The following is a 13,289-nucleotide window of genomic DNA, read 5'->3' as shown; positions in this document are numbered from 1 at the left end:
ATTGGAGATCAACAGTCATGCGATCACTCTTTTCCCGAAGGAGCGGGCAGAGCGGCGGCCATCACCGTCTCCGCATAACCGCCGCTGTCGCTGTCACGGTCGGAGGGCTTCTGCTCAGCGCCTGCTCGTCAGGCGGCTCTGACGGCGATGGATCCGCCGCGTCCACCAATCAGGTGTTGAAGTTCGGTTTCTCCGCCGAGCCTGCCAAGCCGACGACCAACGCAGGCACCGCGAGCACCGTGAACTACCAGCTGTACGGGCTCATGCACCGCGGAGTCATGATGTACTCCGACACCGGAAAGGTGGTTCCGGCGCTGGCCGAAAAGGCCGACCAAGTCGATGACACCACCTACACGTTCACGCTGCGCTCCGGCCTGAAGTTCTCAGATGGCTCTGCGCTGACGGCACAGAACGTGAAGAACTCGCTGCTGCACTATGCCGATCCGGCCAACTCAGCGCGCAGCTACCCCGGCATGAAGTACATCAAATCGATCGAGGTCACTGACGACCAGAACTTCACGATCACACTGTCATCGCCGAATTCATCTTTCCTTGAATTCCTCGCCGACCCCAGCGCGTTCATCGTGCCAGACAGTGAGCTCAAGGAGGGAGCCGAGGCAGACATCGGCGCCGGTCCCTTCAAGCTCACGAGCTGGAAGGACGGCGTAGGTCTGACACTCAAGAAATCGAACGACTATTACGACGCCAAGGATGTGAAGCTGAAGGAGATCGACGTCACGTTCTACCCCGACGCGACCGCGCGGGTCAACGCGCTCCAGTCGGGTGATGTCGACTTCATCGACTACGTCCCTTGGGAGAGCTTCGACCAGCTCAAGTCGGCGGGTCTTACCGTGAAGGGCGCGGTCAGCAGCTTCCAGGTCGCCCAGTTCAATGTCACTAAGGCCCCGTTCAACAACCCTCTGGTTCGCGAGGCCGTCGCGTACGCGATCAACCGCGACAACGCCAACAAGGCCGCCTTCTTCGGCAACGCGACCTCGCTGTACGGCATCCCCGACACAGGCTCGACCGGCGAGAAGCTGTGGAGCCACGATCCTGACAAGGCGAAAGAACTGCTGAAGCAGGCCGGCTACACCAACGGCGGCCCGACAGTCCACCTGCTCGCCAACTCGACCTACACATTCCTTCAGGACGTGGCGACTTCGCTCCAGGCTGACCTCGAGGCCGTCGGATTCAAGGTCGAGCTGACGAGCCCGGATTGGAACACCTTCACGGAGCAAGCGCTCAAAGGCCAATACGATGTCACGGTTCAAGGTGAGATCGCTAATGTGACCGACCCGTCAGCATGGCTAGCCGTGATGGTGCAGCCCCCGACAGCGGCCAACAAGACGTACGGCTACAACAACGACGCTTTGAACAAAGCACTCGGTTCGGCACTGAGCTCCACGGACAAGACGGCCAAGCAGAAGTACCTCGACGAGGCCTACCAGATCATCGGGACCGATGTTCCATTCGCCTCGATCGACCGCCGGACACAGGCCTACGCCTATGACTCGAAGGTCGCCGGCTTCAGCGTCATGAAGGGATTCACGCAGCCGTATTCGATCAACAACCTGACCAACGTCTACATGGCCGACAACTGAGTCGGTCGAGAGAGCCGGTGATGACCCCGTACATCGTGCGACGACTCGCATCAGGAATCCTCCTGGTGTGGATCGTGCTGACCTTGATCTTCCTCGCCATCCACGCCATCCCCGGCGACCCGGCCTACCAGCTAGCTGGAGGCGACAGCGGTGTCACCAAGGAGGGCCTCGAGCACATCCGGAATGGGCTTGGCCTCGACAAGCCGTTCCTCGTGCAGTACGGGGACTATCTGGGTGGGGTCGTCACCGGCAATCTCGGCACTTCATTCTCTACCGGGCAGAAAGTCACCGCGGCCATCGGAAGCCGTCTGCCCATCACCCTCGAGCTGATCTCATGTGCCGCGGTGCTCTCGATCATCATCGGATTGCCATTCGGCGCCTGGGCCGCTAGACGCCGTGGTTGGCGCGACTCAGTACTGTCCGGTGTTACGAGCATCGCCCTCGCCGTGCCGGTGTACGTGTTCGGCGCCGTCATGGTGCTGCTGTTCGCCGTCACGTGGCATGTGCTGCCGGCGGGAGGCCTTCCCCCGTTCGGCGCCGGCCCCGGGGCGCACATCGAACGCCTCATCATGCCGGTGGTGACGCTTTCGCTTGCGTTCCTGGCGATCATCGCTCGCATGACCCGCGCCAGTGTCGGCGAAACACTTCGGCAGGACTGGGTACGTACGGCGACCTCAATCGGATACCGCCCGAACGTCGTGTTCCGCGACCACGTCGTCCGCAATTCGCTGAATCCTGTCATCACGGTCATCGGGCTCGAGATCGGCACATTTCTCGGCTCGTCCGTCATCATCGAGCGAGTCTTCAACTTGCCCGGGCTCAGCTCGCTCCTCATCGACGGAGTCACCAGCCGCGATTACCCCGTCGTTCAAGGAGTCGTCATCGTTATCTCTGTCCTCTTCGTCGTGATCAACCTGATCGTCGACATTGTTTACGGCCTCCTCGATCCGCGCACGAGGCAGCGATGAACCGCGGCGGAATCAGGCGACTCGTGAGCGTCGCCTCACCGGTGAGCATCGCCGCGGCTCTATTCATCGTCATCGTCGTCGCGAGTGCAATTTTCGCTCCGTGGGTCGCGCCAGCTTCTCCTCTGGCTCAGCACATCCCCAACCGGCTTCAGTCGCCGGGTGCAGACGGGCACCTGCTCGGCACGGATGAATTCGGCCGCGACATCCTCTCCCGCCTCATCTACGGTGCCCGCGTCGAGCTCGTCATCGCCCTCGGCGCCACGGCGGTTGCATTCGTCCTCGGTTCATTCCTCGGCCTCATCGGCGCCTACATCGGCAGCTGGGTCGAATTGGTCTCCATGCGACTCGTCGAGGCGCTACTCGCCTTCCCGCCCATCTTGCTCGCCATGCTTGTCGTCACGATCTATGGGTCAGGCCAGCTGACCCTCATCGTGGTGCTCGGCCTCGTGTTCGCGCCGGCTTTCGCGCGCCTGACCTTCGCCCAGACGCTATCTGTGAAGTCGGCAGAATACGTCGAGGCTGCGCGCGCCTTCTCCGCAAAGACGCCGACCATCCTGGGCCGCGTCATCCTGCCCAACATCGCGGGAGCCCTTATCGCGCAGCTGCCCATCACGCTGGCCAACACGATCCTGCTCGAGTCGGGGCTCAGCTACCTAGGGCTCGGCATCACTCCCCCGACGCCCTCATGGGGTGGCATGGTCGCATCGGGGCAGCGCTTCATGGCCGTCGACCCCACCCTGCTCATCGTCTCCAGCGCGACCATCGTCCTGACCGTCCTGAGCTTCGGGCTGGTCGGCGACGCCGTTCGTGACTGGCTTGATCCCCGGGAGAGGAAGGCCCTCCGTGCCCGCTAATGAATCGCCCTCGCAGTCGCTCCTCGAGATCTCCGGCCTTCGCATCAGCTTTCCCAGCGCTGTTGGCCTCACCGAGGTCACTCACGGCACCGACGTCAGCGTCACGGTCGGCGAGGTGGTCGCGCTCGTCGGTGAATCCGGCTCCGGGAAAACCGTCACGGCGATGTCCATTCCGCGCCTGCTTCCAGCCGGTGCCTCCATGGCCGGAAGCATCCGCTTCGATGGCGAGGAACTGACGACAGCCTCCGATGAGCGGATCCGGCAGCTTCGGGGCAGCCAGATCTCCGTCGTCTTCCAGGAGCCGATGACCGCCCTCAATCCCGTATACACAATCGGTAGGCAACTCACTCGAGCCATCCGCCTCCATGACGACTGCACCTCGGCCGAGGCGCGCATCAGAGCGATCGAACTACTGCGGCAAGTCGACCTGCCTAATCCGGAGCAGATGCTCGCCCGCTTCCCCCATCAGATCTCGGGAGGACAGCGACAGCGCGCCCTCATCGCCATGGCCATCTCCGGTCGACCACGCCTGCTCATTGCGGACGAGCCGACCACCGCCCTCGACGTCACCGTGCAAGCGGGAATCCTGGCACTCCTGCGCCAGCTCGGCGCCCGTCATGGCATGGCAGTCCTGATCATCACCCACGACATGGGAGTCGTCGCCGATATCGCCGACAGAGTGGTCGTAATGCACAATGGATCTGTCGTCGAACACGGCACAGCAGATGAGGTGTTTTATCGACCGACGGACGATTACACGAGGTCGTTGCTGGCAGCTGTCCCGTCGATCACGACCGTAGACATTCCGGTCATCGAACCCGAGCGACCGCGAGCCGAACCTGTAGTCGAGCTCACCGACCTCGGAGTTCAGTACCCCGGCGGGTGCGGGTTCGGCCGCCCCCGATTCGACGCGCTCACTGAGGTCACCTTCGACGTCATGCCCGGCGAGATCGTCGGCCTCGTCGGCGAATCCGGGTCCGGGAAATCGACCTTGGGGCGCGCTGTACTCGGCCTGACCCGGATCACCAGCGGTTCGGCGAGCGTCGTCGGGGTGGACGTCACCAAAGCCGGCAGGGCAGAGTTGCGTCAGCTCAGACGACATACCTCTGTGGTGTTCCAGGATCCGGGTTCGTCGCTAAATCCCCGTGCGACCATCGGGCAGAGCATCACCGACCCGCTCAAGTGGACCGGTATCGAGCGCCGCCGCTCTGCGTTGGCCGCGCGCGCCGGCGAACTACTCGAACAAGTCCGACTCCCATCTTCCTGGGCAGACCGATATCCCCACGAGCTTTCAGGTGGTCAACGCCAGCGCATCGGCATCGCCCGCGCGATTGCCACGCGCCCTCGAGTCCTCGTCGCAGACGAGCCCACGTCGGCGCTCGACGTGTCAGTCCAGGCGACTGTCCTCGACCTGCTTCTCGAGTTGCAGTCCGAGCTCGGCTTCTCGTGCATTTTCATCAGCCACGATCTCGCAGTCGTCGAGAAGATCGCCAACCGTGTCGTTGTTCTGCAGGCTGGGCGGGTCGTTGAAGTCGATTCGGCGGCGCAGGTACTTCGAGCGCCTCGCGAGGAATACACGCGCAAGCTTCTGAGCGCTGTTCTCGTGCCGGATCCACACGCGCAACGCGAACGCCGTCTGAGCTTGACAAACGCTCAGTCACGCCCGACTGGCTAGTCTGATCCCCACAATGGAGACCCGACGACTGGAGTACTTCCTCACCCTCGCCAAAGAGCGCAGCTTTCGACGCGCGGCACGGAGTCTCTTCATCTCACAGCCCGCACTGAGTCAACAGATCCAACGGCTTGAGCAGGAGATCGGTGCGATCCTTATCGATCGGTCAGTTACACCGTTCGAGCTCACAGAGGCCGGTCGCGCGCTTCTCGACAACAGCAATCGCATTCTCGAGGAACTGCGGCAGATCGAGGGCGTAGCGTCGAGAGCGCGCGAAGGGCTTGTCGGCAAGTTGCGCGTAGGGATCGCACCATCGTTGATGTACAGCGGTCTGCCTGACCTTATTCGGAAGTTCAGAGCGTCACATCCGGATGTCCACTTCACACTGCTCAGGGAAGAGACGTCGACCATCCTCGAACTCGTACACCAGCAGCGGATGGACGTCGGCCTCCTCTTCTCGCAGCGAACCAGCGTGCCACTGGAATGGCAGAAGTTGTACGACGACTCGTTCGTGGTCGTCCTGCCTGAAGGACACGCCCTGACCGGCCGGCCGGCGGTAGGAATCGCCGACCTAGCTAGCGAGACGTTCATGCTGCTCCAGCGCCGCGGAGTACCGGACCTTCACGACGCAATCATCTCGGCCTGCGCAAATGCCGGATTCTCACCTCGGTCGAAAGACGTCGAGTTCCAAGCGGAAGGGGCTGGATTCGTAGATCAGATAGGCCTTGTCGCGGCGGGTTTCGGTATCGCACTGATACCAGCAGCCGTCGCCACGTTGACCATCCGAGGCGTGGTGTACCGACCGCTTGTGAAACCCTCGATCATGTTGCCGACGTCCGCATGCTGGAGCGTCGAGAACAAGAACCCGTCCATCTCTCGATTCATCGAGTTCTGTTCTTCGCGTGAAACCGCGTAATGCGATCAGCCGACATCGTCTCTCTGGTGCCCCATGTTGGATTCGAACCAACGGCCTTCTGCTCCGGAGGCAGACGCTCTATCCCCTGAGCTAATGGGGCCAGGGCTGAATCAGGTTATCAGAGCCGGAGCGTGCGAAAGGGGCGGATGCCTCAGGCATCCACCCCTTTCAGCTGTGCCCGACGCCGACGTTCGCGCCTTCGAAGGCGACCGCAACCGTCGGAAGGGCTCAGAAGGCCGCCGCGAGCTACGCGGCGATCTTGCCCGCAACGGCCTTGCCGTGGCTCTCGGCCGCCGCGTGCGCGTCGGCGAGCTTCTGGCGGGCGAGGTCGACGAGGCCGGCCATCGCCGGGGTCGACTCGGCGAGCGTCAGCTCGGCCTCGATGATGGTGACGTCGTAGCCCCAGACGTCTTTCAGGATGCGCTCGAGCCACGCCGAAGCGTGGTCCCAGCCGTAGCGGGGGGTGCCCTCGCCGTAGCCGCCACCACGCGAGATCACGATGAACGCCTGCTTGCCGGCGCCCGCCGGGGTCTCGGCGCCTGCCGAGAAGCGCGGGTCGGTCAGCACCAGGTCGAACCACGCCTTGGTGTGCTGCGTGACGCCCCAGTTGTAGAACGGCGCGCCGATGATGGCGACGTCGGCCGCGGCCAGCTCGTCGGCCAGCTGCGTCGCAAGGGCGACGGCGGCCTTCTGCTCGTCGGTGCGTCCCTCGGCAGGGGTGAAGCCGGCGAAGACGGCGGTCGCCCAGGCGTCCGACGGCAGCGGGTTCAGGCCGATGTCGCGGCGGGTGACCGTCACGTCATCGAGCTCGGACACGATGGCCGACTCGAGCGTGTCGGAGACGGCGCGGCTGACCGAGCCCTCTGGCTTGATGCTCGCGTCGAGACGGAAGACGGTGCTCATGGGAATGGTCTCCTTGATGGCTTGGTTGTAGAGCCCAGCGTTATTCTCAGCAGATGTTCTGCGATACAGACGATAATAAGCACAGACGATCTGAGAATCGCAACAACATGACCCAGAGATCGGAACCCCGGCGGATAAAGTGAGCGACATGGCGAGCACACAGGAGCGGCAGGCCGACCTCGGCTGGTCCCTCGGCGCGCTGCTGCGCGGCTACCTGAAGCTCTCCGCCGAGGCGCTCGGCGACTTGCCCGGCGGCGCTCGCGGTTTCCAGGTGCTCTCCATCGCCGCGTCGAACTCCTGCGGCAACCAGGCCCAGATCGCGGAATCCACGGGCCTCGACCGCACGGTTCTGACCTATCTCATCGACGACCTCGAGAAGGCCGGCCTCGTGGTGCGCACCCCGGATCCGAACGACCGCCGCTCGCGCCGCGTGACGCTGACGGATGCCGGCACCGAGCGCCTCACCCAGCTGACGAGCCGCATGAACCAGGTCGAAGACCGGCTGCTCTCGCGCCTGCCCCGCGACGACGCCGACAGCCTGCGCGCCGCCATCGTGCGCGCCGCCCACTCGCTCGACGACGACCCAGAGGGCGTGTGCGAGACGGTCGACCAGGTGACCGCAGAGGTCACGTCAGCCTAAGGGCCTCGATACGCCGCGCGGTGACTCGGCCGACGGCTACGTGGTGACGAAGTCGATCAGCTGCTCGACCCGCCCGAGCAGCGCCGGCTCGAGATCGGCATAGGTGCGCACCCGCCCGAGGATCCGCTGCCACAGCCGCGCGATGTCCTCCTGACTCTCGTGCGGCTGCCGCAGCGCCTGGGCGATGCCCTTCTTCCACTCGATCGAGCGCGGGATCTCGGGCCAGCGCTGCAGGCCGACGCGCTCGGGCTTCACCGCCTGCCAGATATCGACGAACGGATGCCCCACCACGAGCACGTCCGCCCCGTAGGGCCCCTTCGCGACGGCGTCGGCGATGCGGCTCTCCTTCGAGCCCTTCACGAGGTGGTCGACCAGCACGCCCACCCGCCGCCCCGGCCCGGGCTGGAACTCGGCCAGCAGCTCTTCGAGGTTGTCGACGCCCTCGAGATACTCGACGACGACACCCTCGACCCGCAGGTCGTGGCCCCACACCTTCTCGACGAGCTCGGCGTCGTGCCGGCCTTCGACGAAGATGCGGCTGCCGCGCGCGACCCGCGCCCTCACCTCGCCCGCGTGGAACGAGCCCGATGCACTGCGGGCATGCCCCGCGGGCGCCGCCGCCCGCGGCTTGATCAGCACGACGGGGCGGCCGTCGACGAGGAATCCGTGCCCCAAGGGGAAGACGCGCACCTTGCCGAAGCGGTCCTCGAGCTGCACGAGGCCGCCCTCGGCGATGCCGACGACCGCGCCGACGAAGCCGCCGTCGACCACTTCGACGACAAGGTCACGCTCGGCCGGAGTCTCGACCGGCTGCACGATTCCCCGGCGCCGCCAGTTCTTGTCGGCGAGAACGTCAGAGCCGTACGGGTCGTCCCAGGTCACCCGCTCGACGCTACCTGCGACCCACTGCTCGCCCACGCGGCGACACTCCATGTGGGAACACGGCGACGATTGGGCCGACTAATGTCGCCGCGCGACCGGCCCGGGGGTCGAATCGTTTCGACGATGGGCGCGACGCGACTAACGTGAGGCATATGGCGACGAAGACGTTTCTGTTCATCGGTGGCACCGGCACAATCTCGGCGAGCAGCGTACGGCTCGCCGTCGAGCGGGGTCACCGGGTCACGGTGCTGAACCGCGGCAAGGAGTCCAGCCGAAAGCTGCCCGCCGAGGTCGAGACGCTCACGGCAGACATCCGTGACCCCCAGTCCGTGCGCGAGGCGCTCGGGGACCGCGAGTTCGACGCCGTCGCCGAGTTCCTCGCTTTCACGCCCGAGCACCTGCAGACCGATCTGAGCCTCTTCGGCGGGCGCACGGGGCAGTACGTGTTCATCAGCTCGGCATCCGCCTATCAGACGCCGCCTGCCCGCATCCCGGTGACCGAGTCGACACCGCTCGTGAACCCGTTCTGGAAGTACTCGCAGGACAAGATCGCGTGCGAGGACCTGCTCTTCGCCGCCGTGCGCGAGCGAGGTCTGCCGATCACGATCGTGCGCCCCTCGCACACCTACGACGAAACGCGGCTGCCCACGACCGGCGGGTGGACCGACGTCGCCCGCATGCGCGCCGGCAAGCCGGTCGTGGTGCACGGCGACGGCACGAGCCTGTGGACCATCACGCACTCGCGCGACTTCGCGGTCGCCTTCGTCGGACTGCTCGGCAACCCGCTCGCCCTCGGCGAGACCTTCCACATCACGGGCGACCACGCGCCCACTTGGAACCAGATCTACACGTGGATCGGCCAGGCCGCCGGCGTGGCGGAGCCCGAGCTGGTGCACGTCGCGAGCGAGACGATCGGCCGCGTGCTGCCCGACCACCTCGCCGGACTCATCGGCGACAAGGCGCACTCGATGGTCTTCGACAACTCGAAGGTGAAGGCCCTCGTGCCCGAGTTCGAGACCACCGTGCCGTACTGGCAGGGCGCGGCCGAGACGATCGCCTGGTTCGACGCGCACCCCGATGCACAGAAGACGGATGCCGCACTCGACGCCGCCTTCGACAAGCTGGTCGCCCACGCGCGTTCGCTCTGAGCTTCCCGACCCTGCCAAGTGCGTACCCGCCTGGGTAGTGTGAGTTCATGGCAGCCAGGTTCCTCGTGGTCCCCCAGTGGCAGGGCTCCGGCTCGTCCCGCGCGATGCGGCTCAGCGATGGCGCGAACATCATCGCCGGCGATCTGCCCGCCGCCTCGACGACCCCCGTCGAGGTGCGCGTCGAAGCGGGCGAGGCGCTCGGCACGGGCGTGAACCGGTACTCGTCCATCCACGCGATCAAGCAGCAGGTCGAGGCGGTGCTCGACACCTTCGCCGACGATGAGACGGTGATCACCGTCGGCGGCGACTGCGGCGCGGACCTCGCGGGCGCGACCCGCGCCGCGGAGCGCTACGACGACCTGGCGCTCGTCTGGTTCGACGCGCACGGCGACCTGAACACGCCGGATTCCTCGCCCAGCGGCACCTTCAGCGGAATGGTGCTGCGCACGATCCTCGGCGACGGCGCAGAGGGGCTCGCTCCGCAGCCGGCGCCGCTCTCCCCCGAGCGCGTCGTGCACGCCGGCGCACGCGACCTCGACGACGCCGAGGTGGAGTACCTCGCGTCGTCGGACATCCGTTCTCTCTCCGTCGATCAGCTGTCGAGCCCCGACGCGCTCGTCGAAGCGGCGCTCGCGACGGGGGCGTCGCGCGTCTACATCCACGTCGACCTCGACGTGCTCGACCCCTCGGTCATCGAGGGCGTCGGCTACCCCGAGCCGTTCGGGCTCAGCATCGACGAGCTGACCGGCGCGATCCGCGCGCTGCGCGGGCGGCTGCAGCTCGTCGGCGGCGCCGTCACGGGCTTCGCCCCGGCCTCGCCCGACGCGGCCGTCGGCGACCTCTCGCCGATCCTGCGCGTGCTCGGCGCGCTCACCAGCCGGCTGCCGGCGGACGCCGCCGCGGCCTGACCACACCTGACCCGCATCCCGACCTTCCGGAGGAAGCAGTGACCGACTACGACGTCATCGTCATCGGCGGCGGTGCGATCGGCGAGAACGTCGCCGACCGCGCCGTGCAGGGCGGCATGCGCACCGTCATCGTCGAGGCTGAGCTGGTCGGCGGCGAGTGCTCGTACTGGGCGTGCATGCCGTCGAAGGCGCTGCTGCGCAGCGGTTCCGTGCTCGCGACCGCGCGGGCGGTTCCCGGCGCCGCCGAGGCGGTGACCGGCTCGCTCGATGTCGCCCGGGTGCTCGCCCGCCGCGACCAGGTCACGAGCAACTGGAAGGACGACGGGCAGCTCGAGTGGCTCGAGTCCGCCCACATCGACCTCGTGCGCGGGCACGCCGTCTTCACCGGGCCCAAAGCGCTGCGCGTGACCGCGGGCGACGGCACCGTCACGGAGCTCACCGCGAACCATGCGATCTGCGTCTCGACGGGCTCGCTGCCGCTGCTGCCCGACACCCCGGGGCTCGCCGAGGCCCAGCCCTGGACCAGCCGCGACGCCACCAGCGCGAAGACGATCCCGAGCTCGCTCGCGATCATCGGCGGCGGAGTGGTCGCGGCCGAGATGGCGACGGCGTACACCTCGCTCGGGGCATCCGTCACCCTCATCGCCCGCGGGAAGCTGCTCGCGAATCAGGAGCCGTTCGCCGGCGAGAAGGTCGCCGAGGCGCTCACGAAGGCGGGCGCCGACGTGCGGCTCGGGACCTCGGTCGAGCGAGTCGAGACAGCGGATTCCGAGAGCGGCCACACCCTGCTGCTGTCCGACGGCTCGGCGGTGGTGGCCGAGAAGATCCTTGTCGCAACGGGCCGCGTGCCGCGCTCGAGCGACCTCGGGCTCGAGGCGATCGGGCTGCCGGCGGGCGGATGGCTCACGACCGACGACTCGCTGCGCGTGCTCGACGCAGACGGCGCGCCGATCGACTGGCTGTATGCCGCGGGCGACGTCACCGGCCGTGCGCTGCTCACCCACCAGGGCAAGTACCAGGCGCGCATCGCGGGCGACGCGATCGCGGCGCGCGCCCTCGGGAAGCCCGTCGACACGAGCCCGTGGGGCGTCCATTCGGCGACGGCCGATCACGCCGCGGTGCCGCAGGTGACGTTCACGACCCCTGAGGTCGCGTCGGTGGGACTCACCGCGGCCGAGGCCGAGAAGCGCGGCATCCGCACCCGCGTCGTCGACTACGAGATCGGCTGGGTGGCGGGCGCGACTATCCACTCGGACGGCTACGAGGGCACCGCCCGAGCCGTGGTCGACGAGGACCGCCGCGTGCTCGTCGGGGTGACGTTCGTGGGTGCGGATGTCGGCGAGCTGCTGCACTCCGCCACGATCGCCGTCACCGCCGAGGTGCCGCTCGAGCGGCTCTGGCACGCCGTGCCGTCGTACCCGACGCTCAGCGAGGTGTGGCTCAGGCTGCTCGAGACCTACGGGCGCCCGACCGCATGAGGCCACTGCTGCGGCTGCTCTCGCTGCCGGGCTACCTGTTCGCCTGCGGAGTCGGCCTGGTGTGGGGCTTCCTCTGGTCGACCGGCGAGGTGCAACGGCGCTCGGGCCTCGTGGTGTTCACGGGCATGCCGACGTGGACCTTCGGCCGCGGCGGCTCATGCGTCGGCACCTGCTATCTCACCGCGCACAACGTCAGCGACGCGGTGCTCGAGCACGAGGCCGTGCACAAGCGGCAGTGGCAGACGTACGGCATGCTGTTCCCGTTCCTCTACGGGCTCGCCGGCCGCGACCCGCTGCGCAACCGCTTCGAGATCGAGGCGGGGCTCGAGAAGGGCGGGTACCTGTGAGCAGGGATTCCCGGGTCGTCGTGGTCACCGGAGCGAGCTCGGGCATCGGGCGCGAGACCGCGCGCGCCGCTGCCGGACGGGGCGACCACGTCGCGGTCGTCGGCAGGAACCCCGATCGCACGCGCTCGGTCGCGGCGGACATACGCGGTGAGGCATACGTCGCCGACTTCGATCGACTCGATGAGGTACGGATGCTGGCCGCGAAGCTGCTCGACCGCTACGACCGCATCGATGTGCTGGTGAACAATGCCGGCGGCCTCGTCAGCGAGCGGGCGCTCACGGTCGACGGCCACGAGCGCACGCTGCAGTCCAACGTGCTCGCCCCGTTCCTGCTGACGCAACTGCTGCGGCCCCGGCTGGAGGCGACCGCTGCGCTTCCCGAGGTCGTGCCGGGCACGGTGCGGGTGCTCGCGACCGCGTCCATGGCGAACCAGTGGGGGCGCATCGTGCCGGGCGACCTCGAATGGGCCGAGCGCCCCTACCGCCGCGGGTGGCCGGTCTACGGGGCGGCGAAGCTCGCGGTCGTGATGTGGATCCGCGAGCTGGCGGAGCGGCTCGCAGGCGCCGGGGTGGATGCCTATTCGGTGCACCCGGGCGCGGTGGCGACGAGCTTCGGCAGCAGCTCGCGGCTCGTCCGCCTGGGCAATGCCGTGCTGGGCGGCCACTGGGGCCGCTCGGCGCTGAGCGGCGCGGAGCCGCTGATCGCCTTCTCGAGCACCTTCCCCGTGGATGCCCCGAGCGGCACCTACTTCTCCCGGTTCCGTGCCGACGGCCGGGTCGCCGCCCAGGCGTCGGACGCCGAGCTGCGCCGCGAGCTGTTCGAACTGCTCGCCCGGCTCACCGGCTAGCTGTGATGTCCGGGGAGGTTGTCCCGCCGTGCGGCGGTGAGTCGATGTGACAGGGGAAGGCCTCCGGTTGTGGAGTGGAGCTGTCTAGTTCACCGCTTCACCTACCGGAGGCCTTCGTGTCCCA

13 protein-coding genes and 1 tRNA gene are annotated in these 13,289 nt (G+C 67.0%); 11 read left to right on the top strand and 3 right to left on the bottom strand.

Annotated elements, in window-relative coordinates; genetic code table 11:
• Positions 1 to 17 precede the first annotated feature (17 nt).
• From ABD708_RS17210 to ABD708_RS17190, 5 genes are read left to right on the top strand one after another with little or no spacing between them, the layout of a single operon-like run.
• Positions 18 to 1,601, top strand: coding sequence for an ABC transporter substrate-binding protein (locus ABD708_RS17210; RefSeq protein WP_344756768.1), 1,584 nt, complete (start codon positions 18 to 20; stop codon positions 1,599 to 1,601).
• A 20-nt stretch (positions 1,602 to 1,621) separates the two neighbouring features.
• Positions 1,622 to 2,569, top strand: a complete 948-nt coding sequence (locus ABD708_RS17205; RefSeq protein WP_344756766.1) for an ABC transporter permease — start codon at positions 1,622 to 1,624, stop codon at positions 2,567 to 2,569.
• A 23-nt stretch (positions 2,570 to 2,592) separates the two neighbouring features.
• The gene (locus tag ABD708_RS17200) at positions 2,593 to 3,423 is read left to right on the top strand and encodes an ABC transporter permease (RefSeq protein ID WP_344756764.1); all 831 of its coding nucleotides are present in this window, start codon (positions 2,593 to 2,595) and stop codon (positions 3,421 to 3,423) included.
• Entirely contained in the window at positions 3,413 to 5,098 is a 1,686-nt protein-coding gene (locus ABD708_RS17195) for a dipeptide ABC transporter ATP-binding protein (protein ID WP_344756762.1), read from the top strand. The genes ABD708_RS17200 and ABD708_RS17195 overlap by 11 nt, the downstream gene beginning before the upstream one ends.
• Before the next feature lie 13 nt (positions 5,099 to 5,111).
• Positions 5,112 to 6,011: a LysR family transcriptional regulator gene (locus ABD708_RS17190; RefSeq protein ID WP_344756760.1), complete on the top strand. Its 900-nt coding sequence runs from the start codon at positions 5,112 to 5,114 to the stop codon at positions 6,009 to 6,011.
• A 24-nt stretch (positions 6,012 to 6,035) separates the two neighbouring features.
• Here the strand turns inward: ABD708_RS17190 and ABD708_RS17185 are convergent.
• Both ABD708_RS17185 and ABD708_RS17180 read right to left on the bottom strand, forming a co-directional pair.
• Positions 6,036 to 6,111, bottom strand: a tRNA-Arg gene (locus tag ABD708_RS17185).
• Between the two features lie 146 nt (positions 6,112 to 6,257).
• Positions 6,258 to 6,914, bottom strand: coding sequence for an FMN-dependent NADH-azoreductase (locus tag ABD708_RS17180; protein ID WP_344756758.1), 657 nt, complete (start codon positions 6,912 to 6,914; stop codon positions 6,258 to 6,260).
• A gap of 148 nt (positions 6,915 to 7,062) precedes the next feature.
• Here ABD708_RS17180 and ABD708_RS17175 point away from each other — a divergent pair, with 148 nt between their 5' ends.
• Complete coding sequence (locus ABD708_RS17175; protein WP_344756756.1) at positions 7,063 to 7,554, top strand: MarR family winged helix-turn-helix transcriptional regulator; 492 nt, start codon at positions 7,063 to 7,065, stop codon at positions 7,552 to 7,554.
• Positions 7,555 to 7,590: 36 nt separating this feature from the next.
• Here ABD708_RS17175 and ABD708_RS17170 read toward each other — a convergent pair whose 3' ends face one another.
• Positions 7,591 to 8,472: a DUF3097 domain-containing protein gene (locus ABD708_RS17170; RefSeq protein ID WP_344756754.1), complete on the bottom strand. Its 882-nt coding sequence runs from the start codon at positions 8,470 to 8,472 to the stop codon at positions 7,591 to 7,593.
• A gap of 116 nt (positions 8,473 to 8,588) precedes the next feature.
• Between ABD708_RS17170 and ABD708_RS17165 the strand changes: the two genes are divergently transcribed.
• From ABD708_RS17165 to ABD708_RS17145, 5 genes are read left to right on the top strand one after another with little or no spacing between them, the layout of a single operon-like run.
• Positions 8,589 to 9,584, top strand: coding sequence for an SDR family oxidoreductase (locus tag ABD708_RS17165; RefSeq protein WP_344756752.1), 996 nt, complete (start codon positions 8,589 to 8,591; stop codon positions 9,582 to 9,584).
• A gap of 47 nt (positions 9,585 to 9,631) precedes the next feature.
• Positions 9,632 to 10,492, top strand: a complete 861-nt coding sequence (locus ABD708_RS17160) for an arginase family protein (protein WP_344756750.1) — start codon at positions 9,632 to 9,634, stop codon at positions 10,490 to 10,492.
• A gap of 38 nt (positions 10,493 to 10,530) precedes the next feature.
• Positions 10,531 to 11,970 carry a dihydrolipoyl dehydrogenase family protein gene (locus ABD708_RS17155; protein WP_344756748.1) on the top strand — a complete coding sequence of 480 codons (1,440 nt, stop codon included), beginning with the start codon at positions 10,531 to 10,533 and terminating at the stop codon, positions 11,968 to 11,970.
• On the top strand, positions 11,967 to 12,317 hold the full coding sequence (locus ABD708_RS17150; protein ID WP_344756746.1) for a Fe-S oxidoreductase: 351 nt from the start codon (positions 11,967 to 11,969) through the stop codon (positions 12,315 to 12,317). The genes ABD708_RS17155 and ABD708_RS17150 overlap by 4 nt, the downstream gene beginning before the upstream one ends.
• Positions 12,314 to 13,165 carry an SDR family NAD(P)-dependent oxidoreductase gene (locus ABD708_RS17145; protein WP_344756744.1) on the top strand — a complete coding sequence of 284 codons (852 nt, stop codon included), beginning with the start codon at positions 12,314 to 12,316 and terminating at the stop codon, positions 13,163 to 13,165. The genes ABD708_RS17150 and ABD708_RS17145 overlap by 4 nt, the downstream gene beginning before the upstream one ends.
• Positions 13,166 to 13,289: the final 124 nt, after the last annotated feature.

The sequence above is a fragment of the Gryllotalpicola koreensis genome (assembly GCF_039538185.1).
Taxonomy (GTDB): Bacteria; Actinomycetota; Actinomycetes; order Actinomycetales; family Microbacteriaceae; genus Gryllotalpicola; species Gryllotalpicola koreensis.
Note: the sequence above shows the minus strand (reverse complement) of the source record. Positions and strands in the feature narration are given on the sequence as shown.

Coding starts and splice junctions, on each gene's coding strand:
- ABD708_RS17205 (WP_344756766.1), top strand. CDS start 1,622: ATGACCCCGTACATCGTGCGACGACTCGCATCAGGAATCCTCCTGGTG.
- ABD708_RS17150 (WP_344756746.1), top strand. CDS start 11,967: ATGAGGCCACTGCTGCGGCTGCTCTCGCTGCCGGGCTACCTGTTCGCC.
- ABD708_RS17165 (WP_344756752.1), top strand. CDS start 8,589: ATGGCGACGAAGACGTTTCTGTTCATCGGTGGCACCGGCACAATCTCG.
- ABD708_RS17210 (WP_344756768.1), top strand. CDS start 18: ATGCGATCACTCTTTTCCCGAAGGAGCGGGCAGAGCGGCGGCCATCAC.
- ABD708_RS17180 (WP_344756758.1), bottom strand. CDS start 6,914: ATGAGCACCGTCTTCCGTCTCGACGCGAGCATCAAGCCAGAGGGCTCG.
- ABD708_RS17190 (WP_344756760.1), top strand. CDS start 5,112: ATGGAGACCCGACGACTGGAGTACTTCCTCACCCTCGCCAAAGAGCGC.
- ABD708_RS17160 (WP_344756750.1), top strand. CDS start 9,632: ATGGCAGCCAGGTTCCTCGTGGTCCCCCAGTGGCAGGGCTCCGGCTCG.
- ABD708_RS17175 (WP_344756756.1), top strand. CDS start 7,063: ATGGCGAGCACACAGGAGCGGCAGGCCGACCTCGGCTGGTCCCTCGGC.